Origin of the sequence: Streptacidiphilus sp. MAP12-33 (genome assembly GCF_041261265.1) — a bacterium.
GTDB lineage: Bacteria > Actinomycetota > Actinomycetes > Streptomycetales > Streptomycetaceae > Streptacidiphilus.
Genome location: NZ_JBGCCA010000007.1, coordinates 60,459 through 84,039, shown reverse-complemented (window position 1 = coordinate 84,039; position 23,581 = coordinate 60,459). Strand labels below are relative to the sequence as shown.

The following is a 23,581-nucleotide window of genomic DNA, read 5'->3' as shown; positions in this document are numbered from 1 at the left end:
CCACGTTCCCCTGCGCGCAGCGCCGCAGGTGTCACCATGGCTCCCCCCTGTCGCCGTACCGGTGTTCCCACCCTGATTCACCGCGCCGGTCCCGTTCACGTTGCACCCCGGAACTTCTTCGGGGAAATTTCGCGCGAACCTGTCCGGTCGCGCGGATCCCGTTCGTCACACGGGTGACACTGGCCGTCGCCGGGGTTGCCCCGGGCGGGATCGAGGAGAGTTCGCGATGAAGTACATGATGTTCGTCTGCACCGACACCCAGCCGGACACCGACCCGGCCCCCGAGCCCGACATCGACGCGTGGGTCGAGGAGAACGACGCCAAGGGCCGTCGCCTCCAGGGCATGGTGCTCGCGCCGAAGGCCGCCGCGACGACGGTGCGGGTGCGGAACGGGCAGACGCTGATCACCGACGGCCCGTTCGCCGAGACCAAGGAGGTGATCTGCGGCTTCGACCTGATCGAGTGCGCCGACCTGGACGAGGCCATCGAGGTCGCCCGGACCCACCCGATGGCGCGCGGCGGGCGCATCGAGATCCGTCCGCTGGCCGACTTCGAGCAGTGACACCACCCGAAGCGGTCCAGCCCGACCCGGCCGACGCGGCCGAGGCGACGCGGGTCGCCGAGGCCGCGGCGCGGGAGGCGTACCCGCGGATCGTCGCCGCGCTGATCCGCGTCACCGGCGACTGGACGCTCGCGGAGGACTGCGCGCAGGAGGCGCTGGTCGCCGCGCTCGACCGGTGGCCGGCCGACGGCGTGCCGGACAACCCCGGCGGATGGCTGATGACGGTCGCCCGCAACCGGGCCCTGGACGTGCTGCGGCGGGCCGCGATCGAGCGCCGCAAACTGCGCGAGCTCGCCGTCCAGGCGCTCACCGCCGCGACCGACGACGTCACCGCCGAGGCGGCGGGGGAGCGGACCGGCTGGGTGGACGACCGGCTACGCCTGGTCTTCACCTGCTGCCACCCGGCGCTGGCGCTGCCCGCGCAGGTCGCCCTGACGCTGCGGGTCGTCTGCGCGGTGCCGACGGAGCGGATCGCGCGGGCGTTCCTGGTGAGCGAGGCGACGATGACCAGGCGGCTGACCCGCGCGAAGACGAAGATCGCGGCCGCCGGCATCCCCTTCCGCGCGCCGAGCGGGGACGCACTCGGGGAGCGGTTGCCGGGGGTGCTGGCCGTCGTCTACCTGCTCTTCACCCACGGTTACAACCCGGACGGCGAACCCGCTTTCGCGGACGAGGCGATCCGGCTGGCCCGGCTGCTGGCCGGTCTGCTGCCGGAGCAGGACGGGCCGCGCGCGCTGCTCGCGCTCACGCTGCTCCAGCACTCGCGCCGCGCGGCGCGCCGCGACGCCGAGGGGGAGCTGGTCCCGCTCGACCGTCAGGACCGCGCCCGATGGGACCGCGCGGCGATCGGCGAGGCACTGCGTCTGCTGAGCGAGCCGGATCCGGGCGGATCGCATCCGGGCGGATCGGACTTGGGCGGACCGGATCCGGGCGGATCGGACGTGGGCGAACTGGAGTCGCGCGGGCCGGACGTGGGCCGAGCCGGCCCGGACCGGCCGGTCCCGGAGGCCGGCGGACCGTACGCGTGGCAGGCGCGGATCGCGGCGTGCCACGCGACCGCCGTGTCCGTGGCGGCGACCGACTGGCGCCGGATCGCCGCGTGCTACGACCGGCTGGCCGCTCTCGAACCGTCTCCGGTCGTCGAGTTGAACCGTGCCGTCGCGCACGGCTACGCCCACGGGCCCGCCGCCGGGCTCGCGCTGCTGGCCCGGGCCCGTGAGGGCGGCGCGCTGGACGGCTACCCGCTTGCCGTCGCGGCGGAGGCGGACCTGACCGCGAAGGCGGGCGACCACGCCCGCGCCGCCGAGCTGTTCCGGGAGGCGGCGGCGCAGGCGGGGAGCGAGGTCGAGCGGCGGGCGCTGCTCAGGCGTGCGGCCGAATCCAGTATCTGCGAGGAGTCTTGACGGTCTGAATGTTCACACTCTACGGTGCGCTGGGGCGTTAGTTAGGAAACTTTCCTTACGAGAAAGGGAGAGCAACGCCGTGAGAGAGCGCATCGTGCGCGTGCTCGGACTCGGTGTGGCACTGACCACGCTGACCAGCGGTGTGGTGGCGCTGACCGCCGCCGTGCCGGCCCAGGCCGCGACCCCCAGCCACGCGTTCCCGTCCCACCAGACCTATCAGGTCGGTGTGATGCCGTCCGCCTCGCAGGCGACCCGTGACGCCGCCGTCGAGAAGCAGTACGACTCCTGGAAGGCCACCTACCTCGTCCACGGGTGCGCGAGTAACGAGTACTACGTCTCCACCAAGGGCGACGGGGACGCGACCAACAACGGTCCGGTCTCCGAGGGCCAGGGCTACGGCATGAACATCGTGCCGCTGATGGCCGGTTACGACGCCAACGCGCAGACCGAGTTCAACGGGCTGTGGCAGCTGGTCAAGGACCACGAGGACCAGTACGGCCTGATGCAGTGGCAGTTGGACGGCAAGACCTGCAAGTACTACAGCTCCGGCACCCCCGACGGCGCCACCGACGGCGATCTGGACATCGGCTACGGCCTGATCCTCGCCGACAAGCAGTGGGGTGGTTACTCCAGCGACGCGATGACGTGGCTGAACAACTTCTGGAACCACGACGTCGCCCCCGACGGCCACCTCAAGTGCGAGGACGACGGCCCGAACACCGACACCCGCCCGTCCGACCACATGATCGACCACCTGCGGGCCTTCGCCGCCTACGACACCTCGCACGACTGGAACAAGGTCGTGCAGCGCACCGAGGCCGTGGACTCGGCGCTGGCGAGCAAGTACTCCTCCGCCAACGGCCTGCTCTCCGACTTCGTCGTGGGCGCCGACACCTCCAGCCCCTCGCCGGCCCCGGCCAACTACCAGGAGAGCCAGCCGGACAACATCGTCGGCTACAACTCCATCCGCGTGCCGTGGCACATGGGCACCGACGCGCTGCTCAACGGCGCCACCACCTCCGCCTTCGAGCTGGGCGAGGCGCAGAAGTGGTCGGCCTGTGCCAAGAAGGTCTCCGGCGACAACCCGGCGAACGTCTACCCGCACCTCAATCTCAACTGCACGGCCTACAGCACCAGTGACACGGCCGAGGAGGCGGGCGACTCGATCGGCCCGTCCGCGATGGCGGCGGGCGACCAGGCCTGGACCGACAAGATCTGGAGCTTCCTGCAGACCAACCCCTACGGCGACGGCTACTACGGCGAGACCATCAAGACCCTCGTCATGATCGTCATGGCGGGCGACTACTGGAGCCCGGCCTCGTCGAGCACCCCGGCCAACGACTTCTCCGTCGCCGACGCGCCCGCCTCGGGCTCGGTCGTCGCGGGGTCCTCGGCCACGACGACGGTCTCGACCGCGGTCACCTCGGGCTCGGCGCAGTCCGTCACACTCGCCGCCTCCGGTCTGCCGAGCGGCGCCTCGGCCTCGTTCAGCCCGGCCTCGGTGACGGCCGGCGGCAGCAGCACGCTGACCGTCACCACCTCCGCCTCCACCCCGGCCGGCAGCTACCCGGTCACGGTCACCGGCACGGCGGCCTCGGGGTCGCACACGGCCACCTACACCCTCACCGTGACGGCGTCGTCCGGCGGCGGCTGCACGGCCGCCCAGTTGCTCGCCAACCCCGGCTTCGAGTCCGGGGCGACGGGCTGGACGCAGTCCTCGACGCTCGGCTTCACCCCGATCACGCAGGCCACGTCGGCCGAGCCCGCGCACTCCGGCACCTGGGTGGCCTGGTTCAACGGCAACTCCAGCAAGGACACGGACACCGTCGCCCAGTCGGTCACCATCCCGTCCGGGTGCGCCGCGACGCTGACCTACTGGCTGCACGTGGACTCGACCGAGAACACCACCACGGCGAAGCCCGACACCTTCACCGTGCAGGTGCTGAACTCCGCCGGCACCGTCCTCGGCACCCTCGGCTCGTTCTCCAACCTGGACAAGGCCACCGGCTACACCCAGCGCACGGCGGCCCTGTCCGCCTGGGCAGGGCAGACCGTCACGCTGAAGTTCACCGGCTCGGAGACCGACACCAACGGCGGCACGACCGACTTCGTCGTCGACGACACGGCGCTCAACACCCAGTGAGTCCCGTGCGGTGAGCACGGGTGGATTCGGTGCGGGGTCCGTCACCACAGCCGGTGGCGGGCCCCGCATACTGGTCCGGTGCAGAAGGACACGCTGGTCCAGGGGAGATACCGGCTGCAGCGCCGGATCGGGCGCGGCGGAGCGGGGGAGGTCTGGCAGGCCGAGGACGAGGCGCTCGGCCGGCTCGTCGCCGTGAAGTGCCTGGTGGCCGAGGGGCGGGACGACGTCGAGCTGATGCGCGAGCGGTTCCGCCGTGAGGCGCGCCTCGCGGCCGGGTTGCAGCACTCCGGCATCACCGTCGTGCACGACTTCGGCGAGTGGTCGGGCGTGCTGTTCCTGGTCATGGAGCTGCTCCACGGCGAGGACCTGGGCCGCCTGCTGGACGCAGCGCGCGGACGGCGGCTGCGCCCGAGTGAGGCGATCGCGATAGGCCGCCAGATCGCCGAGGCGCTCGCCTACACCCACGAGCGCGGGGTCATCCACCGCGACCTCAAGCCCGGCAACCTGATCCGGACGGTCGACGGTACCGTCAAGATCTGCGACTTCGGCATCGCCCGGCTCGGCAGCGACCAGAGCTTCACGGCCCGGCTCGGCGGCAACACCTTCGCCGTCGGCACCCCGTACTACATGTCGCCGGAGCAGATCGAGGGTGCCGGCCTGGACGAACGGGCCGACCTGTACTCCTTCGGCTGCGTCCTGTACGAACTGCTGCTCGGCCACCCGCCGTTCTTCAAGGGCGACCCGCTGGTGGTGCTCCTCGACCACCGCGACGCGGTCCCCCCGCCGCCGCGCGCCGAACGGCCGGAGATCCCCGAGCCCCTGGAGCGGCTGGTGCTCGACCTGCTCGCCAAGGACCCCGACGCCCGCCCGGCCACCGCCCGCGACGTGCTTAAGCGCCTCGGCGAGTCCGCCCTCGCGGCCCCGCCACCGCGCGGCGCGCTCCCGGCCTGGGCGCGGGGCATCGGCCCGGTCCCGGTCTCCCTGGTCCGCAAGAGCTCCGAGCCTCGCGCCCTCGCCGCGCTGACCCGTCGGTGGACGGCGTGAGCGCCGACCGTTCGAACGGTGTCCGGCCGGCCGCCGTCCAGCTGCGACCCTGGCGGCACGACGACGTTCCCGCGCTGGTGGCTGCGCACCGCGACCCGTCCCTGCGCCGCTGGCTGCGGACGCACCTGGAGGACGCGCGCCAGGCGGGCGCCTGGGTCGACCGCGAGGCATCGGACCGCGAGGCGGGGGTCCGCCTCAGCTTCGCCGTGCTCGTCGAGGAGTTCGCCGAACCGGTGGGTCACGTCGTCCTCGGCCGCCTTGCGCCGAGCGGGGACACGGCGGAGGTGGGGTACTGGACCGCGCCTGCGGCCCGCGGCCGCGGCGTCGCGGCCGCCGCCCTGGGAGCGGTGCTGGTGGAGGCCGCCGCACTGGAGCGGGCCGTGCCGCTGCGCCGCTTCGACCTGCGGCACAGGGTGGGCAACGACGCGTCCTGCCGCGTGGCGCAGAAGGCGGGCTTCGCCCTGGCCCGGGTGCTCCCCGCCGATCCCTCGGGGTCCGCGACGGAGGCTCATCTGCACCGCCTGAGCCGGCCCGGACCGGACGCGGCTGTGCCAGACTCCTCCCGGTGCTGACCCATGTGATCATCCGTCGCGTCCGCCGACGCCGACCCCGCTGGAGCCGGGCCGCGGCGGCCGCGCTGTCGGCCCTCGCCCTCGGCCTCACCGCGGCCGGCTGTGGCGGTGGCCCGCGGCCTCCGCAGCCGGTCGGCGATCCGGACCCGGGACACCGACGGGCGGCGGTCCTGAACCCGGTGCTCACGGCGGTCCCCTTGGGCGCGGGCGTCACCGGCCGTCAGAGCGCGCAGACCAGGTGGGACTCCTGCGACGGCGTCCTGTCGACCTTCGGCTGGGACCCGCTGACCGCTCAGGCCGAGTTCGCCGGGGGCGGGTCCGCGCCCGCGGTCGTGGCCCACGTCCAGGAGGCGTTGCGGACGCTGGGCTGGTCCTACGACGGATCGCCGACGCAGGGCCAGTACCAGTGGCACCGGGCGGTGCCGGGAGGGGCCGGTGCGCAGGCGGAACTGTACGGCCCTGGAGTCCCGGACGGCGGCTGGATGCTGCAGGCGTCGGCGCCACCCGCAACCCATCCCTCCGACGGCTGCTGAGCGGCTCGCGGAGCAGCTTATCTGACGCTGTGTCAGAAAATCTCTTCCGCTCTCCAGCGGCTTGCGCCATGCTGCCCGCAGCAGCACGAGGATGCGAGCGCAGCCATGGGAGCCGCGATGAGAACCCCCCTCAGCGACCGACTCGGCATCGAGCACGCGGTGTTCGGCTTCACGCCGTTCCCCGCCGTCGCCGCCGCGATCTCGCGGGCCGGCGGGCTCGGGGTGCTGGGCGCCGTCCGCTACGGCGACGCCGAGGACCTGGCCAAGGATCTCGACTGGATGGACGCGCAGTGCGGCGGCAAGCCGTACGGCGTGGACGTGGTGATGCCGGCCAAGAAGGTCGAGGGCGTCACCGTCGAGCAGGTCGAGGCGATGATCCCCGAGGGACACCGCGCCTTCGTGCGAGCCCAGTTGGCCAAGCACGGCGTGCCCGCGCTGCCCGAGGGCGAGCGCGGCGGCTGGCGGATCACCGGCTGGATGGAAGAGGTCGCCCGCTCCCACGTCGACGTCGCCCTGGACCATCCGATCAAGCTGCTCGCCAGCGCCCTCGGCTCCCCGCCGCCCGACGTGATCGAACGCGCCCACGCCGCGGGCGTGCTCGTCGCCGCGCTGGCCGGCAGCGCCCGCCACGCGCGGCGGCACGCGGAGGCCGGGATCGACGTCGTCGTCGCCCAGGGCTACGAGGCCGGCGGGCACACCGGGGAGATCGGCACCATGGTGCTGGTCCCGGAGATCGCCGAGGCCGTCCACCCGCTGCCGGTGCTCGCCGCGGGCGGCATCGGCACCGGCGCCCAGGCCGCCGCCGGGCTCGCCCTCGGCGCGCAGGGCGTCTGGCTCGGCTCGATCTGGCTCACCGTCACCGAGTCCGACCTCCACTCGCCCGTGCTGCGCCGCAAGCTGCTCGCCGCGACCAGCAGCGACACGGTCCGCTCGCGCGCGCTCACCGGCAAGCCCGCGCGTCAGCTGCGCACCGAGTGGACCGACGCCTGGGAGGGCGAGGAGAGCCCCGGCACGCTGCCGATGCCGCTCCAGGGCCTGCTCGTGGCCGACGCGCTGAGCCGGATCCAGACCTACGAGACGCCCGAACTGATCGGCACGCCCATCGGCCAGATCGTCGGCCGGATGAACGAGGAGCGCCCGGTCGCCGACGTCATGGACGAGCTGACCCGCGGCTTCGAGCGGGCCGTCGCCCGACTGAACCGGATCGCCTCCGAGGAAGGGGAGCAGGCATGAACCAGTCGCCCTCGCACGCCGACGCGCTGCCCGTCGGGTTCTGGGCCCAGGCCCAGGCCGACCCGGACCGCGTCGTGATGTACGCCCCCGACGGCACGGCCTGGACGGCGGCCCGCCTCCACGCCGTCGCCAACCAGCTGGTGCACGGCCTGCGCGAGGCCGGGCTCGGTGTCGGCGACTCGTTCGCCGTCGTGCTGCCCAACGGCGTCGAGCTCTTCACCGCCTACCTCGCCGCGACCCAGGCGGGCTTCTACCTGGTGCCGGTCAACCACCACCTGGTCGGCCCGGAGATCGCCTGGATCGTCTCCGACAGCGGCGCCAAGGTACTGATCGCCCACGAGCGCTTCGCGGACGCGGCGACCGCCGCCGCGGACGAGGCCGGGATGCCCAAGGAGCGCCGCTACGCCGTCGGCGAGCTGCCCGGCTTCCGTCCCTACGCCGACCTGCTCGACGGCCGCGACGCCACGCCGCCGGAGGAGCGGACGACCGGCTGGGTGATGAACTACACCTCCGGCACGACCGGCCGCCCACGCGGCATCCGCCGCCCCCTCATCGGCCGGCCCCCGGAGGCGACCCCGCTCGGCGGCTTCCTCGGCATCTTCGGCATCCGCGGCGGCCACGAGGACGTCCACCTGGTCTGCTCGCCGCTCTACCACACGGCCGTCCTCCAGTTCGCCGCCGCGTCGTTGCACCTGGGCCACCAGGTCGTGCTGATGGACCGGTGGACGCCGGAGGAGATGCTGCGGCTGATCGACACCCACGGCGCCACCCACACCCACATGGTGCCGACCCAGTTCCACCGGCTGCTGGCCCTGCCGGGGGAGGTGCGCGCCCAGTACGACGTCAGCTCCATGCGCCACGCGATCCACGGGGCCGCCCCCTGCCCCGACCACGTCAAGCGGGCGATGATCGAGTGGTGGGGCGAGTGCGTCGAGGAGTACTACGCCGCGAGCGAGGGCGGCGGCACCCACGCCACCGCGCGGGAGTGGCTGGAGCGCCCCGGCACGGTCGGCAAGGCCTGGCCGATCAGCGAGGTCGCCGTCCTGGACGACGCGGGCGCGCCGGTCCCGGCGGGTGAACTCGGCACCGTCTACCTGAAGATGAACACCGGCGGCTTCGCCTACCACAAGGACGAGGCGAAGACCCGGGCCAACCGGGTGGGTAACTTCTTCACCGTCGGGGATCTGGGCCTGCTCGACGCGGACGGCTACCTGTTCCTGCGGGACCGCAAGATCGACATGATCATCTCCGGGGGCGTGAACATCTATCCCGCGGAGATCGAGTCGGCGCTGCTCGGCCACCCGGCGGTGGCGGACGCGGCCGCGTTCGGCATCCCCCACGACGACTGGGGCGAGGAGGTCAAGGCGGTCATCGAACCCGCCCCGGGCCACACCCCCGGTCCGGAACTCGCCGCGGACATCCTCGCCCACTGCGAGCGCGTCCTGGCCGCCTACAAGCGGCCCCGCTCGGTCGACTTCGTCGCGGAACTGCCGCGCGACCCCAACGGCAAGCTCTACAAGCGGCGGCTGCGCGACCCGTACTGGGAGGGCCGGACCCGGCAGGTCTGAACCGGGTCCCGGCCTGGTCGTGGCCCTGCCTGGTAGTGGCCCTGCCTGGCCCTGGCCGGGCCTGGTCCCGGCTCTGCCTCGTCCCGGCCCTGCCTGGCCGTGGTCCTGCCTGGTCCTGGTCCTGCCTGGTCCCGGCCGGGCCTAAGCCGGGCGGGTGGCGGCGAGGGCCGCGGCGTACTGTTCCGCGGTGACGGGCTCCAGCCAGGTGGTGTCCTCGCCGCTGCCGTCGCCGACGACCATGGCGACGTGGGCCATGAGCGTGGTGTCGGTGCCGCCGTGCCAGTGCTCCTCGCCGGCCGCGCACTTCACCGTCTGGCCCGCCTGCACGCGCACGACCTGCCCGTCCCTGGTGGCGACCAGGCCGACGCCGTCGGTGATGTAGAGGGTCTGCCCGGTGGTGTGGGAGTGCCAGTGCGTGCGCGCGCCCGGGGTGAACCGGACCAGCGCGGCGGTCAGGCGGGCGGGCTCGGCCCCGGAGTCGATGAGGTTGAGGTAGACGTCGCCAGTGAACCGCTCGGCCGGACCCTTGCCGGTCGGGGTCGAGGTGATGTGTTCCATGGGGCCTCTCCTTGGCGCTCCTGAGCTCTCCTGAGCAGGTTGGCCGGGGTCCCGGCCCGCGGCCACTCCGGACGGCCGAACGGCTGGCTACGCCGTCAGGTCGACCTCGGCCAGGACGCGGGTGTCGCGGTCGCGGATCTCGACGCGGCGCGGCAGGGTGCGCTCGCGGACCTCCGTGCCGTCCGGGCCGACCGGGTGGCGGTGCTGGAGGGCACCGCGGACCGCTGCGGCGATTGAACCGTCCCGCAGGGGCGCGTCCAGTGCGGAGGTGTCCTCGCGGAGCCAGTGCAGCACCAGGACCCAGCCCCGCCGCGTCTCCGACGCGGTCCGCGGCTGCGTCGGCTCGGCGGAGAGGCCGATCGCGCCCAGGGCCTCGATCAGCGCCTCGACGTCCTCGCCGTCGAGATGCCGGAAGTTCTCCTCGATCAGGAGCTGAGCCATGCCTGTTCCTTCCCCCGTGGGCCGGGCGGTGTTCCTTGAGGGAACGTGCGACCGCCGCTGCGACATTCCAGCGCGGCACGGCCGCGTCCGCCAGCGGTTTTGACGTGGCTTGAACGCGTCCCGCCGCGATCTTGATGCCCCGTTGACCCCCACCCGAACCCTGCCCTCGAACCGTGCTGTCCAAGGCGGCTGACGCTGCGTCGATCGGCCGCACCCGCGCAACCCGATCGGGCGAGGCACGCGGCGTGGAGATCATCGGATGAACGGCTGCTGTGGCCTTCTCGTCCCATGACCGCCCCCCATCTGCCGCTGCCGCTCCGCGGCCGCACCGCGCGCTCCTCCCGGCGGGCCGTGCTGACCGGGGTGAGCGGCGCCGTCGCCGCGCTGGTGCTCGGCACGGCCGCGACCGGCCGCTCGGCGGTGCGGGCCGCCACGAGCGGGGTGAGCCGGGCGGGCAACGCGGCCGACGCGCAGGTGGCGGCCGAGGTGAAGGCGGAGTTCCTGCACGGCTGGCGCGGCTACCAGGCGGTGGCCTGGGGCCACGACGAGGCACGGCCGATCAGCCGCACCCGCAACGACTTCTTCGCACCCGGCCACACCTTCGGGCTGTCGATCGTCGAGGCCCTCGACACGCTCTACCTGATGGACGAGAACGCGGAGGTGGCTCGCTGCTGCGACTGGATCGAGCAGCACCTCGATCCCGTCCAGGACGCCCCGATCCAGGTCTTCGAGGCGGTGATCCGCCTGGTCGGCGGGATGCTGGCGGGCTATCAGGCCACCGGCCGCCCCGCCCTGCTGGGCCGGGCGCGGGAACTCGCCGACCGGCTCTTGCCCGCCTTCACCGCCTCGCCCACAGGCCTGCCCTACACCCACGTCAACCTGCGCACCGGTGCCGTCCACGGCGACGTCGCCACGCTGGCCGAGATCGGCAGCAACGCGATGGAGTTCGGCCTGCTCAGCAGGCTGACCGGCGACGCGCGCTACTACGACGCCAGCGTCCGCGCCTACCGCGCGGCCCTCTCCCGGCGCAGCGCGCTGGACCTGCTCGGCACCTCGCTGGAGGTGGAGACCGGACGCTGGGCCGACTGCGCCTCGGTCGCTCCCGACGCGCCCGTCGACTCGTTCTACGAGTACCTGTGGGCGGCGGGCACCCAGCTCCGCGACTCCACCCTGACCGCGTGGTACCGCACCTTGACCGCCGCGATCCTGCGCCACCAGGCCGTCCGGCTCGGCGGTCGGCTCTGGTTCCGCGCCGTCGACTTCCGCACCGGCCGACCGCACGGCCGCGTCCAGCAGCAGGAGCTCGGCGCCTTCTACGCAGGCCTCCTCGCCAAGGGCGGCGCGCCGAGCCAGGGCGCGGCCTACTTCGACGCGTGGACGGCGGTCCTGGACCGCCACCCGGTGCTGCCCGAGACCGTCGACTGCACGACCCTGAAACCGGTCGACTGCCGCGGACTGCTGCGGCCCGAGTACGCCAACGCCGCCTTCGACCTGTGGCGCGTCACCGGCCAGGAGCGCTACCGCACCGCCGCGTACCGCTGGTTCACGGCCATGCGCGAGCGGCAGCGGGTCCCCGGCGGCTACTCCACGCTCCGCGACGTCACCGCGCCGGCCGGCGCCGCGCACACGTACGCCGACCTCACGCCCGGTTACTGGTTCGCGGAGAACCTCAAGTACCTGTGGCTGATGTTCGCCGCGACGCCACGCTTCGACTACCAGGCCGGCCTGCTGTCGACCGAGGGCAAGGCGCTGGTGGGCCTGCGGCCCGCATGGGTGTGAGGCGTCGCCCCGTCAACCGATGCCGCGGACAGCCCGGACTGTCTGGACCGTCTGGATCGGCTCGACGGCGGCGGGCGCGGTCGACGTGCCCGCCGCCGTCGGCGGCGTGCTCGGCAGGAGCTCGCAGTACCGTCGGCGGCACTCCTGGCACAGGCGCTCGGGGAACACGTCGCGCAGCGCCAGCGCGGAGCGGGTCCTGCTCTCCGCGGTCATGGCCCGGTCGCACAGGGCCAGGCTGCTCCCCTCGCGGACCAGGTGCCACAGGTGGATCTCGGCGTCCTCGGACGCGAAACCGTATTCGGCCTTCAGCTCGAAGATCACGGCCATCACCTCGTTCACCATCCTGCACCCGCGGCTCCCCGATCGCCGGGAGGCGGGGCCGGAGAGCTTCGGCCGAACGGCCGGTTTTGCCATCCCGATCGGCGGTTAGCCACAGTGTCGTTGTTCACCACGCTGGGCCTGGCGGGCTGTCCCGCCCCAGCGGCCCTGGCCCCGCTGTCCGGGCGCCCCGGGCTGGACTGCCCCGGTCGACTGTCCGGCCCCACCGGCTCGTTGCCGAGCCGTCTCGGCCGAATCTGTCGGCCGGCCCGTGCCTGATCTTCCTGGCCGAAGCCGCGGGCGGGGTCGCGCGGGTGCGGATCCGTGGGGGTCGGCCTCCGCGGGAGGCTTCCGTGAGTGACCTCGCATGGGGCCGCGCGGCGGAGCTGCCGGGCTGTGCCGGGGAAGCCCCGCCGGGGCCAGGTCGCGGGTCAGTCCGAGGGGTCGGCGGCGAGGGAGGCCGGGAGGTCCGCGGTGGTTCGGCCGGTGAGGAAGCGGGTGAGGCCGAGGGCGATGCCGTGCGCGGCGAGCTCGCGCCAGCCGGGGGAGGAGAGGCGGGCGGCGTCAGCCGCGTTGCGCATGTTGCCGCACTCGATGAAGACCGCCGGGACTCGCGACAGATTGAGACCGCCGAGGTCGGAGCGGACCATGAGGCCGGTGCCGCCGCCCAGGTACGTCGCGAAGGGCTCGCCGGTGACGGTCGTGAACGCGTTCCGGAGCGTCACGCCGAGGCGGCGCGAGGGGCCGACGATGCGTCGGGTGTCCGCCGCTCCGGCGACCACCGTGGCGGGCAGGATCACGTGGAAGCCGTGGCCGGAGGCCGCCGCGCCGTCGGCGTGGATGGCCACGACCGCGTTGGCGTGAGCCCGGTTGCCGATCGCCGCGCGCTCGGTGACGCACGGACCCCACGGCACGTTGCCGTCCTGGGTCATCACGACGTGAGCGCCTTCGGCCAGGAGCAGCTGCCGCACCCGCCGGGCCACGTCCAGGGTGAACGCGGCCTCGGTGTAACCGGCGTTGGTCTCCGTGCCGGTGGTGTTGCAGGCCTTCCAGCCGTTCCCGACGTTGACCAGCCGGTTGATCTCGCGCGGGTGGCGGAAGTTGCCGGGGTTGTGGCCGGGGTCGAGCACGACCGTGAGACCGGCCAGGGGGAGTGGTTTCCGCTGGGTGGCCGGGGCGGCGCTTCTGCCCTGCCCCGGGGGAGTCGTCGCGCCGAGCAACGAGAGAACGGCGAGCAGTACGACCGCCGAGACCGCCGAGAACCGTCCTGCGCGCACAGCCGTACCTCCCCGTGGCCCGCCGCGTCCGGTGGCCGCGGTCGTGACTTCCGTGCTCCCGTGCCTGCCTACGTGCCTACGTGCCTACGTGCTTCCCGCACGATGATGGCGGGGCGGCGCCGTGCACGCCAGAGCGCCGCACCGGACGGTGCCCGGTGCGGCGGGCCGGGTTCACCCGGTCAGCAGCGGTGGGTGATCCGGGCCACCAGATCGCGCCAGGCGGCCTCGAGCTCGTCGACGGTGCGCCCGCGCTCGGTGAGCAGGTGATGCACGGGAGCGGGGTCGAGGGTGGCGAGCAGGGCGCCGGCCAGCAGCTCCAGGTCGCCCTGGACACCGGCGGACCGCAGCAGCACCTCGATGTGCCGGGCCCGGACCCTGCGGGGCGCGGCGTTGTAACGGGCGGAGGCCTGCTGGTCGGACTCCAGGTAGACGTCCATGTTGGCGTGCAGCTGGCGCAGGGCGGCGCCGCCGAAGGCCTCGAGCCGGACCACCGGATCCACGCCGGGGCCGAGCGGGGGCGGCCCGAACATGAAGGCCTGCTGGAACTCCTGCTCGGTCTGGTCGAGGACGGCGAAGAGCAGGCCGAGCCGGTCGCCGAAGCGCCGGAAGACGGTGCCCTTGCCGACGCAGGCCGCGGCGGCGACCGCGTCCATGGTCAGGTGTTCGGCGCCCTGCTGCTGGATGAGTTCGGCGGCCGCCTCCAGCAGCCTGGCGCGGTTGCGCGCGGCGTCGGCGCGCTCGGAGGGTGCCTGGTCCACGAGCCGGAGGGCGGGTCGCGCCGGCGGGGAGAGCGGGGAGGGCTCGGACGGCGGGGTCATGGGGCCAGCGTAGCGCTCCGGGAGCAAAAGTGGACCGCAGTCCGGTTGTCGTGCTACACATGACACGTCAACCAAACGGACTGCGGTCCGTTAGGCCTTCGTGAACTTCGCGTCGCATCCTCTCGGGAGATCCCATGTCCGTCCGCATCGTCGCCCTGGTCGGCAGCCTCCGCGCCGGCTCGCACAACCGCCAGCTGGCCGAGGCCGCCGTCAAGCTGGCGCCGGAGGGCACCGAGGTGTCCATCCTCGAGGGCCTGGCCGACGTCCCCTTCTACAACGAGGACATCGACGTCGAGGGCAGTGTCCCGGCCGCCGCCGTGGCCCTGCGTGAGGCCGTTGCCGGCGCCGACGCGCTGCTCGTCTTCTCGCCCGAGTACAACGGCACCATGCCGGCCGTCCTGAAGAACGCCATCGACTGGCTGTCCCGCCCGTTCGGTGCCGGCGCGCTCTCCGCCAAGCCGGTCTCGGTTCTGGGCACCGCCTACGGCCAGTACGGCGGCGTGTGGGCGCAGGACGAGGCCCGCAAGGCCCTCGGTATCGCCGGCGCCAAGGTCCTCGAGGACGTCAAGCTCTCCGTCCCCGGCTCCGTGGTCCGCTTCGCCGAGACCCACCCGGTCGACGACGCCGAGGTCGCCTCCGACCTGTCCGCGGTCGTCAAGCAGGTCGTCGCGGCTGCCGAGCTGGCCGCCTCCGCCTGATCTCCCCGCGTTCCGCTCCGGCCCCACCCCGTTCGGGGTGGGGCCGGAGCGCTTTCGGGCGGCGAAATCCACCGTTCCGCCGGGAGGCCGCGTTAGGGTCGGTCCATGCGCTATGTGATCGTCGGGGCGGGCGCCGTGGGTGGCGCGATCGGTGGGCGGCTGGCCCAGAGCGGGCGCGAGGTCGCACTGGTGGCGCGCGGCGCGCATCTCGACGCGCTGCGCACGGACGGGCTGCGCCTGGTCACCCCGGAGGGCACCGAAAGCCTGCGCATCCCCGCCTACGCCCACCACGAGGACCTCGGCCCGCTGCGCCGCGACGACGTTTTGGTGCTCGCGGTCAAGTCCCAGGACACCGAGGCCGTGCTGCGCGACTGGGCGGGTGCCGCCGTCGCGGGCGGCGGCACGGCGGGCGAGATCCTGCCTGTGATCTGCGCGCAGAACGGCGTGGCCAACGAACGCACCGCGCTGCGGTGGTTCGCCGACGTGGTCGGCATGTGCGTCTGGCTGCCCGCCACCCACCTGCAACCCGGCACCGTCGTCGCGCACTGCGCTCCGCTCTCGGGAATCCTGACGCTGGGAGGCTTCACGAGTACGGCGGACGGCTCGACCAGCTCGCTCGCGCAGGACCTGAACGCGAGCCGCTTCGACGCCCCCGTGGTGCCGGACGTGATGCGCTGGAAGTACGGCAAGCTGCTCAACAACCTCGGCAACGCGCTGGAGGCGCTGGTCGGCCGCGACGGCATGCCGGAGGCGGCCGACCTGTGGCAGCGGACGCGCGCCGAGGGCGTCGCGGTGCTGGACGCCGCCGGCATCGCCTACTCGACCGAGGACGAGCGCCGGGCCGTCCAGGGCGACCGGATGGGCGTCGTGCCCATGCCGGACGTGGTCCGGGCCGGCGGCTCGACCTGGCAGAGCCTGACCCGGGGCGGCAGCGTCGAGGTGGACTTCCTCAACGGCGAGATCAGCATGCTGGGCCGCCTCCACGGCGTGCCGACTCCGGCCAACGACCTGTTGCGCCGCGAGGTGGCCCGCCTCGCGGCGGAGGGGCTGGCGCCCGGCAGCACCGACGCGGACCGTCTGCGCGCCCACCTCGCGAGCGCCTCGGCGCCCGGGCACTAGGCGGCGCCGGGCCGGCCCTCCGCGACGCGGTAGGCGGCGCCGTCCGCGGAGCGGACCAGGAAGCCGTTCTGGATCAGATAGCGGCGCAGCGCGGCGTAGTCGTCCCAGTACTGCTTGAGCGCGATGTTGACCTCGGGCTCGGAGTAGGCGACGCCGCGCTCGAAGGCCCGCTCGGTGAGATGGGCGAGCAGCGCGAGCCGCCGGGCCGGCTTGACCGGCATCTCGGTCAGCCGGCCGTCCTTGAACAGCTGAGCGACCTCCGAGCCCTCCGGCCGGGCCGGTGACCGCAGAGCGTCGGCGAAGGCCTCGGTCCGGGCTTGGGCGCGTCCCTCCCGCACCGTGACCAACCCGGCCCGCTCCAGCCGTGCCCGCTCGGAGCCGAGCTCCGCGGCGTCCAGACCGCCCTCCCCGGCGAGGACGACGCGGGCGAAGACCCGCAGGCGGTCGGGGTCGGACAGAGCGGACGCAAGGGGCGCGAGCAGGGCGATGTCAGGCATGGCGCCAGGCTACGAAGTCGGGGCGGGCGGCTGCGACTGCTTTTCCGCGCATGACCCGAGCTGGGCATCTGCCTGCGCGAACGCTCGTGCCACGACTGCGTGCTACGCCCGCGTGTGCCGCGGCCGTGCCGGCGTCGGCGCGTTCGTGCGGCCCGGAGGGGGCAACGCCCGGGGGCTGGGCTCGACGGGCGTTGCTCAGCGGGCGTTGGTCTCGCCGCTGGGGCGGCGTATGCGGTCCACGAAACCGAGGACCTCGTCGGCCGTGGGCCAGCGGCCGGTGGTGAGGCGACCGGGCTCGGGGCGCCGCGCGCCGGGAGCGTCCTCCGCCTGGGCCGGCCGGCTCCAGTGGCGCAGGGCGTCGGCCTCTTGGCTGCACTCGTCGCTGAGGCGGGACAGCTCCTCCTCGGAGAAGCGGTGCTGGCGGTCCTCGACCGCCCAGCGCAGCTCCTCGGCCGCGTGCATGATCCGCTCGGCGCGGGTCCGCAGCTCCGGTAGCTTGGCGTCGACGCGGGTGGCCTCCGGCTCCCGCTCCAGGACGCGCAACTGCGCGTCCAGTTCGGCCGCGTGCCCCTCCAGGCGCCGTAGCAGTTGGAGGGAGTCGCCCACCTGCGCGTCCTGGTCGGCGGCGGCCTCCAGCGCCTGCCGGGTGCCCTCCAGCGCGCCGCGCAGGCGCAGCCGGACGGAGGCGATCCGCCCCGGCGCACCGGGGTTGGTGTAGGCGCGGGCCTTGAGTGCCACGTTCTCGGCCTTCGCGCTCACCGCGCGGGCAGCCTTGACCGTGCCCACCACGACGAGCGCGCCGATGGCGGCCACCACGCACAGGACCAGCAACATCAGGATTCCCACGGGCTCCATCGCCGGTCAGCCTCCTCGCTCCCGCCCGACCAGAGAACTCCACGGTAGCCGCTGGATCCGACGGTGAGCTCGTCCACAGGGACGAGACCGGGCAACATCGGGGATCACTCCGGGACGTGTGGGGGTGAACCCTGAGGTCAACCCTGAGATGTGGACCCCGTGTCGCGTTCAGCCCGCGGCGACGTCCTTGGCCCAGCGCATGTCGGGCTTGCCGGTCGGTGTGCGCTCGATGACGGGCACCAGGTGCAGGCGGCGCGGCACCTTGTAGCCGGCGACATGGCCGCGGCAGTGCGCCTGCAGGGCGTCCAGGGTCAGTTCGGCCTCACCCTCGCGCTGGTGGACCAGGGCCACCACGGTCTCGCCCCAGCGCTCGTCGGGTGCGCCGACGACGACCGTGTCGTAGACCGCGGGGTGCGACTTGATCGCGGACTCCACCTCCTCGGGGAAGACCTTCTCGCCCCCGGTGTTGATGCACGACGAACCGCGCCCGAGCAGGGTGATCCGGCCGTCCTCCTCGCGGCGCGCCCAGTCGCCGGGCACGGCGTAGCGGGTGCCGTCCGGCGCGGTGCGGAAGACCTCGGCGCTCTTGACCGGGTCGCCCAGGTAGTGCACCGGGATGTTGCCGCGCCGGGCCAGTCGCCCGACGATCCCGGGCGGGAGCGGGTTGAGGTCGTCGTCGACGACCTCCGAGTCGCCGATGGGACGGGTGGTGACCGTCCCCTGGCCGCCCTGGTCGTCCGGGCTCCAGTGGGCGACGCCGCCCGCGCCGCCCTCGGAGGAACCGACGGCGTCGCTGAGGTAGAGGTTCGGGAAGCGTTCGAGGAAGCGCAGCTTGACCGGGGTGGAGAACAGCGCCGCGCTGCTGACCAGCCCGAACATGGAGCTCACGTCGTACGGCGCGGTTCCGGTTCCGGCTCCGTGGCCGGTTCCGGTGGGCGAGGTGTCCAGCGCTTCGACGAGCGGGCGGCCCATCGCGTCGCCCGTGATCATCACGACGTTGATCTTCTCGCTGCCGACCAGCTCCCAGACGCGCTCGGGCACGAACCGGTCGATCAGTACCGCGCGGTTGCCCTTGAACAACTGCTGCATCAGCCCCCACTGGGTGGCGCCGTGCATCAGCGGTGCGATCGGGAAGAAGGTGATCGGGCTGGCGTAGCCGGTCGTCACGATCTCCTCGGGGGTCGCCATCCGGTGGCCGTTGGTGACGTCGATGCCGCCACCGAGGGCGAAGAAGACGTCCTCCTGCCGCCAGACCACGCCCTTGGGCAGGCCGGTCGTCCCGCCCGTGAAGAGCAGGTAGTGGTCGTCCGGGGAGCGGGGCGCGAAGTCCCGTTGCGGGCCGCCGGAGGCGAGGGCCTTCTCGTACGGGACGGCCTGGAGGGCCGGGCCGCCGGAGGCGGGCGTGCCGTCGTCGATGACGATCAGGTGCCGCAGGCCCGGCAGCCCGGGGACCACCTCGGCCACACGGTCCGCGTAGTGCTCCTGGTAGATCAGCGCGGCCGGTTCGGCCATGCCCAGCAGATAGGTCAGCTCATCCGTCACGTAGCGGTAGTTGACGTTGACGCAGACCGCGCGGACCTTGCAGATCGCGAGCAGGGACTCGACCCATTCCGCGCAGTTCAGCGCGTACACGCCGACGCGGTCGCCGGGGCCGAGGCCGGCCTCCTGCAGGTGGTGGGCCAGGCGGTTGGCCCGCTCGTCCAGTTCGGCGAAGGTGCGCCGCTGGACGGCGGTCCCGTCGGCGGAGGCGCAGCTGACCGCCTCGCGCCCGGGGTAGTGGTCAACCGCTTGCTCGAACAGATCGGCCAGGTTGAATTCCATGGCCGGAGCGTAGGAGCGGTTCCAGGAGAACTCCAGGGTTCCGACGTCTTGAACTTGTTCTTGGAACGGCACTTGAAAAGCCGTCAGCAAGACTGCAACCTGTTCTAGATCTGAGCGGGATTCGGTCGGCGCGGCATGCGGAGGCGGCCCATGGCAGGCACAGAACATCTGATAGTCGAGCGGCAGGGCGCCACTCTCGTCCTGACGCTCAACCGGCCCGAGGCCAAGAACGCGTTCTCGATTCCGATGCTCGTCGGATTGCACGACGCGTGGATCGAGGCCGACGCCGACGACGACATCCGGTCCATTGTGGTGACCGGTGCCGGTGGCGCCTTCTGTGCCGGAATGGACCTCAAGGCACTGGCCGGCCAAGGCGGTGGATTCGCGGAGGACAATCCCCACCGCGCGCGCCTCGCCGCCGATCCGGAGCTGCACTGGAAGGCGATGCTGCGCCACCACCGTCCGCGCAAGCCCGTCATCGCCGCCGTCGAAGGCGTCTGCGTCGCGGGCGGCACGGAGATGCTCCAGGGCACGGACATCCGTGTCGCCGGGGAGTCGGCGAGCTTCGGCCTGTTCGAGGTCCGCCGCGGACTCTTCCCGATCGGCGGCTCCACGGTCCGCCTCACCCGGCAGATCGCCCACACGCACGCGCTGGAGATGCTGCTCACCGGCCGTCGCTACACCGCGACCGAGGCACGCGACATCGGCCTCGTCGGCAGCGTCGTCCCTGACGGCACCGCGCTCAAGCGCGCGCTGGAGCTCGCCGAGGCCGTCAACGAGGCCGCGCCGTTGGCCGTCGAGGCCGTCAAACGCTCCGTCTACGAGACCGCCGCGATGACCGAGGCGGACGGCCTCAAGCGCGAACTGGAGCTCGGCTGGCCCGTCTTCGCCACCGAGGACGCCAAGGAGGGCCCCCGCGCCTTCGCCGAGAAGCGCCCGCCCGTCTACCGCCGCCACTGAAAGGAACGAACGCCATGCCCCCCGAGGTGCTCAGCGCACCGCTGATCGTCGAGTTCCCCTTCACCCGTTCCACCGGGCCCGTGCTCGGCGCGTTCCTCACCGGGTTGCGCGAGCGGGTCGTGCTTGGGGCGCGCGGCAGCGACGGGCGGGTGCTGTGTCCACCCGCCGAGTACGACCCGGTCACCGCCGAGGAGTTGACCGAACTGGTGCCACTCGGCCAGACCGGCACCGTGACCACCTGGGCATGGAACGAGCGGCCCCGGCCCTACCAGCCGCTGGACACGCCCTTCGCCTGGGTGCTCGTGCGGCTCGACGGAGCGGACACCGCGCTGCTGCACGCGCTCGACGCCCCGCGCCACGCCGTGCGCACCGGCATGCGCGTCGCCGTCCGCTGGGCCGACGAGCGCAGCGGCGCCATCACCGACATCGCCTGCTTCGAGCCGGCGCCCGACCCAGCGGAGGGCCCCGCCGCATGACCACGGCCGCCGAACTCCTCGCCGCCATCCCGGAACTCGCGGGCGTCGAACCCGTGACCCGGGTCACCATCCCGGCCCGCCTGGAGTACACCCACAGCCCCGGCAGCGCGCAGACGCGCTTCCTCAACGCGCTGCCCGACAAGCGCCTGGTCGCCGAGCGCTGCCCGCAGTGCACCCGCGTCTACGTGCCGCCCCGCGGCGCCTGCCCCACCTGCGGCATCGCCACCAGCGAGCAGCTGGAACTGCCGCACACCGGCACCGTCACCACCTTCTGCATCGTCAACATCGCCGCCAGGGGCCTGAACATCGAGGTGCCCTACTGCTACGCGTACGTGCTCCTCGACGGCGCGCACGTCGGTCTGCACGCCCGCGTCGGCGACACCGCCTACGCGGACGTCCACATCGGGCAGCGCGTCGAGGCCGTCTGGGACGAGACGCGCCTCGGCCCCAGCCTCGCCTCGATCAGCCACTTCCGGCCGACGGGCGAACCCGACGCCGACCCCGAGAGCTACCGGAGGTGGATGTGAGCAGCAGCCGTCGCGGCGACCGCGACGTCGCCGTCGTCGCGTTCGCGCAGAGCAACCACACCCGGCACACCGACCAGCTCTCCGAGGTCGAGCTCGTCATGCCCGTCCTGCACGACGTACTCAAGCAGACGGGACTGACAGCCAACCGGATCGGCTTCACCTGCTCCGGCAGCAGCGACTACCTGGCCGGGCGCGCCTTCTCCTTCACCATGGCGCTCGACGGCGTCGGGGCGTGGCCGCCGATCTCCGAGTCGCACGTGGAGATGGACGGCGCCTGGGCCCTGTACGAGGCGTGGGTCAAGCTGCGCACCGGAGAGGCCGACACCGCCCTCGTCTACTCCTACGGCAAGTCCTCGCCCGGCAGTGTCCGCGACGTGCTCACCCGGCAGCTCGACCCCTACACGCTCGCCCCGCTGTGGCCGGACTCCATCGCGCTGGCCGCGCTCCAGGCGCAGGCGCTGGTCGACGCCGGACTCACCGACGAGCCGCGGCTGGCCGCGACCGCCGTGCGCAGCCGCCGGGCCGCCACCGGCAACCCGCACGCCCAACTGCGCGGCAGCGCCGACGCGGACGAGCTGCTGCGCGAGCCCTACGAGGTCGAGCCGCTGCGCCGCCACGACTGCCCTCCGATCAGCGACGGCGTCGCCGCCGTGATCCTCGCCGCCGGTGACACGGCCCGGCAACTGCATGCCAACCCGGCCTGGATCCGCGGCATCGACCACCGGATCGAGGCCCACCAGCCCGGCGTTCGCGACCTCACCGAGTCGCCGTCCACCCGGCTCGCTGCCGTCGCCGCCGGTGCGTTCGACGCGCCGCTGGACGCGGCCGAGCTGCACGCGCCGTTCACCGCGCAGGAGGTGGTGCTGCGGCGGGCCCTCGACCTGGACGACCGGGTGCCGGTCAACCCCTCCGGCGGGCCGCTCGCGGCGAACCCGGTCATGGCGGCGGGGCTGATCCGCATCGGCGAGGCGGCCGCGCTGATCCACCGCGGTGAGGCCCACCGGGTCCTCGCCCACGCCACCTCCGGCCCGTGCCTGCAGCAGAACCTGGTGGCGGTCCTCGAAAGCAGCGAAGGTCCCCACGGCACCCGCGGAGGTGCGCGATGAGCAAGCAGCCCGTGGCCGTCGTCGGCGTCGGCCAGACCAAGCACGTCGCCGCCCGGCAGGACGTCTCCATCGCCGGGCTGGTCCGCGAGGCCGCCGTGCGTGCCCTGGAGGACGCGGAGTTGGGCTGGGCGGACGTCGACGCCGTGGTGATCGGCAAGGCGCCGGACTTCTTCGAGGGCGTGATGATGCCCGAGCTGTACCTCGCCGAGGCGCTCGGCGCGGTGGGCAAGCCGATGCTCCGCGTCCACACGGCAGGATCGGTCGGCGGCTCCACCGCGCTGGTCGCCGCGAACCTCGTCGCGGCCGGCGTGCACGGCACGGTGCTGACCGTCGCCTTCGAGAAGCAGTCCGAGTCCAACGCCATGTGGGGGCTGTCGCTGCCGGTCCCGTTCCAGCAGCCGCTGACCGCCGGCGCGGGCGGCTTCTTCGCCCCCCACGTGCGCGCCTACATGCGCCGCACCGGCGCGCCCGACACCGTCGGCTCGCTGGTGGCGTTCAAGGACCGCCGCAACGCGCTCAAGAACCCCTACGCGCACCTGCACGAGCGTGAGCTGACACTGGAGCAGGTGCAGTCCTCGCCGATGCTGTGGGACCCGATCCGCTACTCGGAGACCTGTCCCTCCTCGGACGGCGCCTGCGCGCTGGTGCTGACCGGGGACCGCGGCGCCGCCCGCGCGCCGCGCCCGCCCGCGTGGGTCCACGGCGGGGCGATGCGCAGCGAGCCGACGATCTTCGCGGGCAAGGACTACGTCAGCCCGCAGGCCGGGCGCGACTGCGCGGCCGACGTCTACCGGCAGGCGGGGATCACCGACCCGAGGCGCCAGATCGACCTGGCCGAGATCTACGTGCCCTTCTCCTGGTACGAGCCGATGTGGCTGGAGAACCTCGGCTTCGCCGACCAGGGCGAGGGCTGGAAGCTGGTCGAGGCGGGCGTCACCGAGATGGACGGCGACCTCCCGGTCAACCCCTCGGGCGGGGTGCTCTCCTCCAACCCGATCGGCGCCTCCGGCATGATCCGGTTCGCCGAGGCGGCGCTGCAGGTCCGCGGACTCGCCGGGGAGCACCAGATCGACGGCGCCCGCCGGGCGCTGGGCCACGCCTACGGCGGCGGCGCGCAGTTCTTCTCGATGTGGCTCGTGGGAAGCGAACGGCCGGACCACTGAACCACTGCCCACAGGACGGTTCCTAGCAGGCCGATCCGCCCGTTGTCACCCGCACGGGCGGATCGTGTCGAAGCCCTCCACCGCAGGCTGTCGCGGAGATTACAGTGGGA

Annotated in this window: 22 protein-coding genes and 1 pseudogene; 15 read left to right on the top strand and 8 right to left on the bottom strand. The window is 73.1% G+C overall.

All coding sequences use genetic code 11. The annotated features are described in order from the left end of the window. The first annotated feature begins 226 nt into the window (after positions 1 to 226). The 8 genes from ABH931_RS09585 (at position 227) to ABH931_RS09550 (ending at position 9,058) form a co-directional block, all read left to right on the top strand. On the top strand, positions 227 to 562 hold the full coding sequence (locus ABH931_RS09585; RefSeq protein WP_370111821.1) for a YciI family protein: 336 nt from the start codon (positions 227 to 229) through the stop codon (positions 560 to 562). Beyond that, the gene (locus ABH931_RS09580; RefSeq protein WP_370111820.1) at positions 559 to 1,965 is read left to right on the top strand and encodes an RNA polymerase sigma factor; all 1,407 of its coding nucleotides are present in this window, start codon (positions 559 to 561) and stop codon (positions 1,963 to 1,965) included. Before ABH931_RS09585 ends, ABH931_RS09580 begins: the two co-directional genes overlap by 4 nt. A 79-nt stretch (positions 1,966 to 2,044) precedes the next feature. Further along, positions 2,045 to 4,108, top strand: coding sequence for a glycosyl hydrolase family 8 (locus ABH931_RS09575; protein WP_370111818.1), 2,064 nt, complete (start codon positions 2,045 to 2,047; stop codon positions 4,106 to 4,108). A gap of 78 nt (positions 4,109 to 4,186) precedes the next feature. Then, positions 4,187 to 5,152, top strand: a complete 966-nt coding sequence (locus ABH931_RS09570; protein ID WP_370111817.1) for a serine/threonine-protein kinase — start codon at positions 4,187 to 4,189, stop codon at positions 5,150 to 5,152. Further along, the gene (locus tag ABH931_RS09565; protein ID WP_370111815.1) at positions 5,149 to 5,724 is read left to right on the top strand and encodes a GNAT family N-acetyltransferase; all 576 of its coding nucleotides are present in this window, start codon (positions 5,149 to 5,151) and stop codon (positions 5,722 to 5,724) included. Before ABH931_RS09570 ends, ABH931_RS09565 begins: the two co-directional genes overlap by 4 nt. Further along, positions 5,718 to 6,257 (top strand): hypothetical protein, encoded by a 540-nt coding sequence (locus tag ABH931_RS09560; RefSeq protein WP_370111813.1) that lies wholly within the window; start codon positions 5,718 to 5,720, stop codon positions 6,255 to 6,257. Before ABH931_RS09565 ends, ABH931_RS09560 begins: the two co-directional genes overlap by 7 nt. 117 nt (positions 6,258 to 6,374) lie before the next feature. Beyond that, positions 6,375 to 7,490: an NAD(P)H-dependent flavin oxidoreductase gene (locus tag ABH931_RS09555; protein WP_370111811.1), complete on the top strand. Its 1,116-nt coding sequence runs from the start codon at positions 6,375 to 6,377 to the stop codon at positions 7,488 to 7,490. Then, complete coding sequence (locus ABH931_RS09550) at positions 7,487 to 9,058, top strand: acyl-CoA synthetase (RefSeq protein WP_370111809.1); 1,572 nt, start codon at positions 7,487 to 7,489, stop codon at positions 9,056 to 9,058. Before ABH931_RS09555 ends, ABH931_RS09550 begins: the two co-directional genes overlap by 4 nt. A 141-nt stretch (positions 9,059 to 9,199) precedes the next feature. On the opposite strand, the gene ABH931_RS09545 is transcribed toward ABH931_RS09550, so the two are convergent. Next, positions 9,200 to 9,616 (bottom strand): cupin domain-containing protein, encoded by a 417-nt coding sequence (locus ABH931_RS09545; RefSeq protein ID WP_370111807.1) that lies wholly within the window; start codon positions 9,614 to 9,616, stop codon positions 9,200 to 9,202. An 87-nt stretch (positions 9,617 to 9,703) separates the two neighbouring features. Further along, positions 9,704 to 10,057: a hypothetical protein gene (locus ABH931_RS09540; RefSeq protein ID WP_370111805.1), complete on the bottom strand. Its 354-nt coding sequence runs from the start codon at positions 10,055 to 10,057 to the stop codon at positions 9,704 to 9,706. Between the two features lie 288 nt (positions 10,058 to 10,345). Here ABH931_RS09540 and ABH931_RS09535 point away from each other — a divergent pair, with 288 nt between their 5' ends. Further along, complete coding sequence (locus ABH931_RS09535) at positions 10,346 to 11,836, top strand: glycoside hydrolase family 47 protein (protein ID WP_370111803.1); 1,491 nt, start codon at positions 10,346 to 10,348, stop codon at positions 11,834 to 11,836. 12 nt (positions 11,837 to 11,848) lie between these two features. Here the strand turns inward: ABH931_RS09535 and ABH931_RS09530 are convergent, their stop codons facing one another. From ABH931_RS09530 to ABH931_RS09520, 3 genes are all read right to left on the bottom strand, one after another. Continuing rightward, on the bottom strand, positions 11,849 to 12,178 hold the full coding sequence (locus ABH931_RS09530; RefSeq protein ID WP_370111801.1) for a hypothetical protein: 330 nt from the start codon (positions 12,176 to 12,178) through the stop codon (positions 11,849 to 11,851). A 407-nt stretch (positions 12,179 to 12,585) separates the two neighbouring features. After that, positions 12,586 to 13,431 carry an N-acetylmuramoyl-L-alanine amidase gene (locus ABH931_RS09525; protein ID WP_370111800.1) on the bottom strand — a complete coding sequence of 282 codons (846 nt, stop codon included), beginning with the start codon at positions 13,429 to 13,431 and terminating at the stop codon, positions 12,586 to 12,588. A 179-nt stretch (positions 13,432 to 13,610) separates the two neighbouring features. Then, entirely contained in the window at positions 13,611 to 14,249 is a 639-nt protein-coding gene (locus tag ABH931_RS09520) for a TetR/AcrR family transcriptional regulator (protein WP_370111799.1), read from the bottom strand. Between the two features lie 134 nt (positions 14,250 to 14,383). On the opposite strand from ABH931_RS09520, the gene ABH931_RS09515 reads away from it, so the two are divergent. Further along, complete coding sequence (locus tag ABH931_RS09515) at positions 14,384 to 14,947, top strand: NADPH-dependent FMN reductase (protein WP_370111797.1); 564 nt, start codon at positions 14,384 to 14,386, stop codon at positions 14,945 to 14,947. A 105-nt stretch (positions 14,948 to 15,052) separates the two neighbouring features. Next, a complete protein-coding gene (locus ABH931_RS09510) occupies positions 15,053 to 16,066 on the top strand; it encodes a ketopantoate reductase family protein (RefSeq protein WP_370111795.1) in 1,014 nt (337 codons plus the stop codon). Here the strand turns inward: ABH931_RS09510 and ABH931_RS09505 are convergent. The 3 genes from ABH931_RS09505 to ABH931_RS09495 form a co-directional block, all read right to left on the bottom strand. Beyond that, complete coding sequence (locus ABH931_RS09505) at positions 16,063 to 16,563, bottom strand: DUF2087 domain-containing protein (RefSeq protein ID WP_370111794.1); 501 nt, start codon at positions 16,561 to 16,563, stop codon at positions 16,063 to 16,065. The genes ABH931_RS09510 and ABH931_RS09505 overlap by 4 nt on opposite strands. Positions 16,564 to 16,758: 195 nt before the next feature. Continuing rightward, positions 16,759 to 17,418, bottom strand: coding sequence for a hypothetical protein (locus tag ABH931_RS09500; protein WP_370111792.1), 660 nt, complete (start codon positions 17,416 to 17,418; stop codon positions 16,759 to 16,761). 168 nt (positions 17,419 to 17,586) lie between these two features. After that, complete coding sequence (locus tag ABH931_RS09495; protein ID WP_370111791.1) at positions 17,587 to 19,239, bottom strand: acyl-CoA synthetase; 1,653 nt, start codon at positions 19,237 to 19,239, stop codon at positions 17,587 to 17,589. A gap of 150 nt (positions 19,240 to 19,389) precedes the next feature. On the opposite strand from ABH931_RS09495, the gene ABH931_RS09490 reads away from it, so the two are divergent. The 4 genes and pseudogenes from ABH931_RS09490 (at position 19,390) to ABH931_RS09475 (ending at position 23,471) form a co-directional block, all read left to right on the top strand. Further along, positions 19,390 to 20,199 carry a crotonase/enoyl-CoA hydratase family protein gene (locus ABH931_RS09490; protein WP_370111789.1) on the top strand — a complete coding sequence of 270 codons (810 nt, stop codon included), beginning with the start codon at positions 19,390 to 19,392 and terminating at the stop codon, positions 20,197 to 20,199. A 14-nt stretch (positions 20,200 to 20,213) separates the two neighbouring features. Further along, positions 20,214 to 21,202, top strand: a pseudogene (locus ABH931_RS09485) (Zn-ribbon domain-containing OB-fold protein). Beyond that, a complete protein-coding gene (locus ABH931_RS09480; RefSeq protein WP_370111787.1) occupies positions 21,199 to 22,308 on the top strand; it encodes a thiolase domain-containing protein in 1,110 nt (369 codons plus the stop codon). Before ABH931_RS09485 ends, ABH931_RS09480 begins: the two are co-directional and overlap by 4 nt. Then, positions 22,305 to 23,471, top strand: a complete 1,167-nt coding sequence (locus tag ABH931_RS09475) for a thiolase domain-containing protein (protein ID WP_370111785.1) — start codon at positions 22,305 to 22,307, stop codon at positions 23,469 to 23,471. The genes ABH931_RS09480 and ABH931_RS09475 overlap by 4 nt, the downstream gene beginning before the upstream one ends. Positions 23,472 to 23,581 lie beyond the last annotated feature (110 nt).

What these genes read in the sequence shown, in the direction of transcription:
- ABH931_RS09505 (WP_370111794.1), bottom strand. Translation starts at nt 16,563, where the DNA reads ATGCCTGACATCGCCCTGCTCGCGCCCCTTGCGTCCGCTCTGTCCGAC.
- ABH931_RS09550 (WP_370111809.1), top strand. Translation starts at nt 7,487, where the DNA reads ATGAACCAGTCGCCCTCGCACGCCGACGCGCTGCCCGTCGGGTTCTGG.
- ABH931_RS09530 (WP_370111801.1), bottom strand. Translation starts at nt 12,178, where the DNA reads ATGGTGAACGAGGTGATGGCCGTGATCTTCGAGCTGAAGGCCGAATAC.
- ABH931_RS09545 (WP_370111807.1), bottom strand. Translation starts at nt 9,616, where the DNA reads ATGGAACACATCACCTCGACCCCGACCGGCAAGGGTCCGGCCGAGCGG.
- ABH931_RS09515 (WP_370111797.1), top strand. Translation starts at nt 14,384, where the DNA reads ATGTCCGTCCGCATCGTCGCCCTGGTCGGCAGCCTCCGCGCCGGCTCG.
- ABH931_RS09585 (WP_370111821.1), top strand. Translation starts at nt 227, where the DNA reads ATGAAGTACATGATGTTCGTCTGCACCGACACCCAGCCGGACACCGAC.
- ABH931_RS09520 (WP_370111799.1), bottom strand. Translation starts at nt 14,249, where the DNA reads ATGACCCCGCCGTCCGAGCCCTCCCCGCTCTCCCCGCCGGCGCGACCC.
- ABH931_RS09475 (WP_370111785.1), top strand. Translation starts at nt 22,305, where the DNA reads ATGAGCAAGCAGCCCGTGGCCGTCGTCGGCGTCGGCCAGACCAAGCAC.
- ABH931_RS09495 (WP_370111791.1), bottom strand. Translation starts at nt 19,239, where the DNA reads ATGGAATTCAACCTGGCCGATCTGTTCGAGCAAGCGGTTGACCACTAC.
- ABH931_RS09510 (WP_370111795.1), top strand. Translation starts at nt 15,053, where the DNA reads ATGCGCTATGTGATCGTCGGGGCGGGCGCCGTGGGTGGCGCGATCGGT.
- ABH931_RS09540 (WP_370111805.1), bottom strand. Translation starts at nt 10,057, where the DNA reads ATGGCTCAGCTCCTGATCGAGGAGAACTTCCGGCATCTCGACGGCGAG.
- ABH931_RS09555 (WP_370111811.1), top strand. Translation starts at nt 6,375, where the DNA reads ATGAGAACCCCCCTCAGCGACCGACTCGGCATCGAGCACGCGGTGTTC.
- ABH931_RS09535 (WP_370111803.1), top strand. Translation starts at nt 10,346, where the DNA reads ATGACCGCCCCCCATCTGCCGCTGCCGCTCCGCGGCCGCACCGCGCGC.
- ABH931_RS09500 (WP_370111792.1), bottom strand. Translation starts at nt 17,418, where the DNA reads ATGGAGCCCGTGGGAATCCTGATGTTGCTGGTCCTGTGCGTGGTGGCC.
- ABH931_RS09490 (WP_370111789.1), top strand. Translation starts at nt 19,390, where the DNA reads ATGGCAGGCACAGAACATCTGATAGTCGAGCGGCAGGGCGCCACTCTC.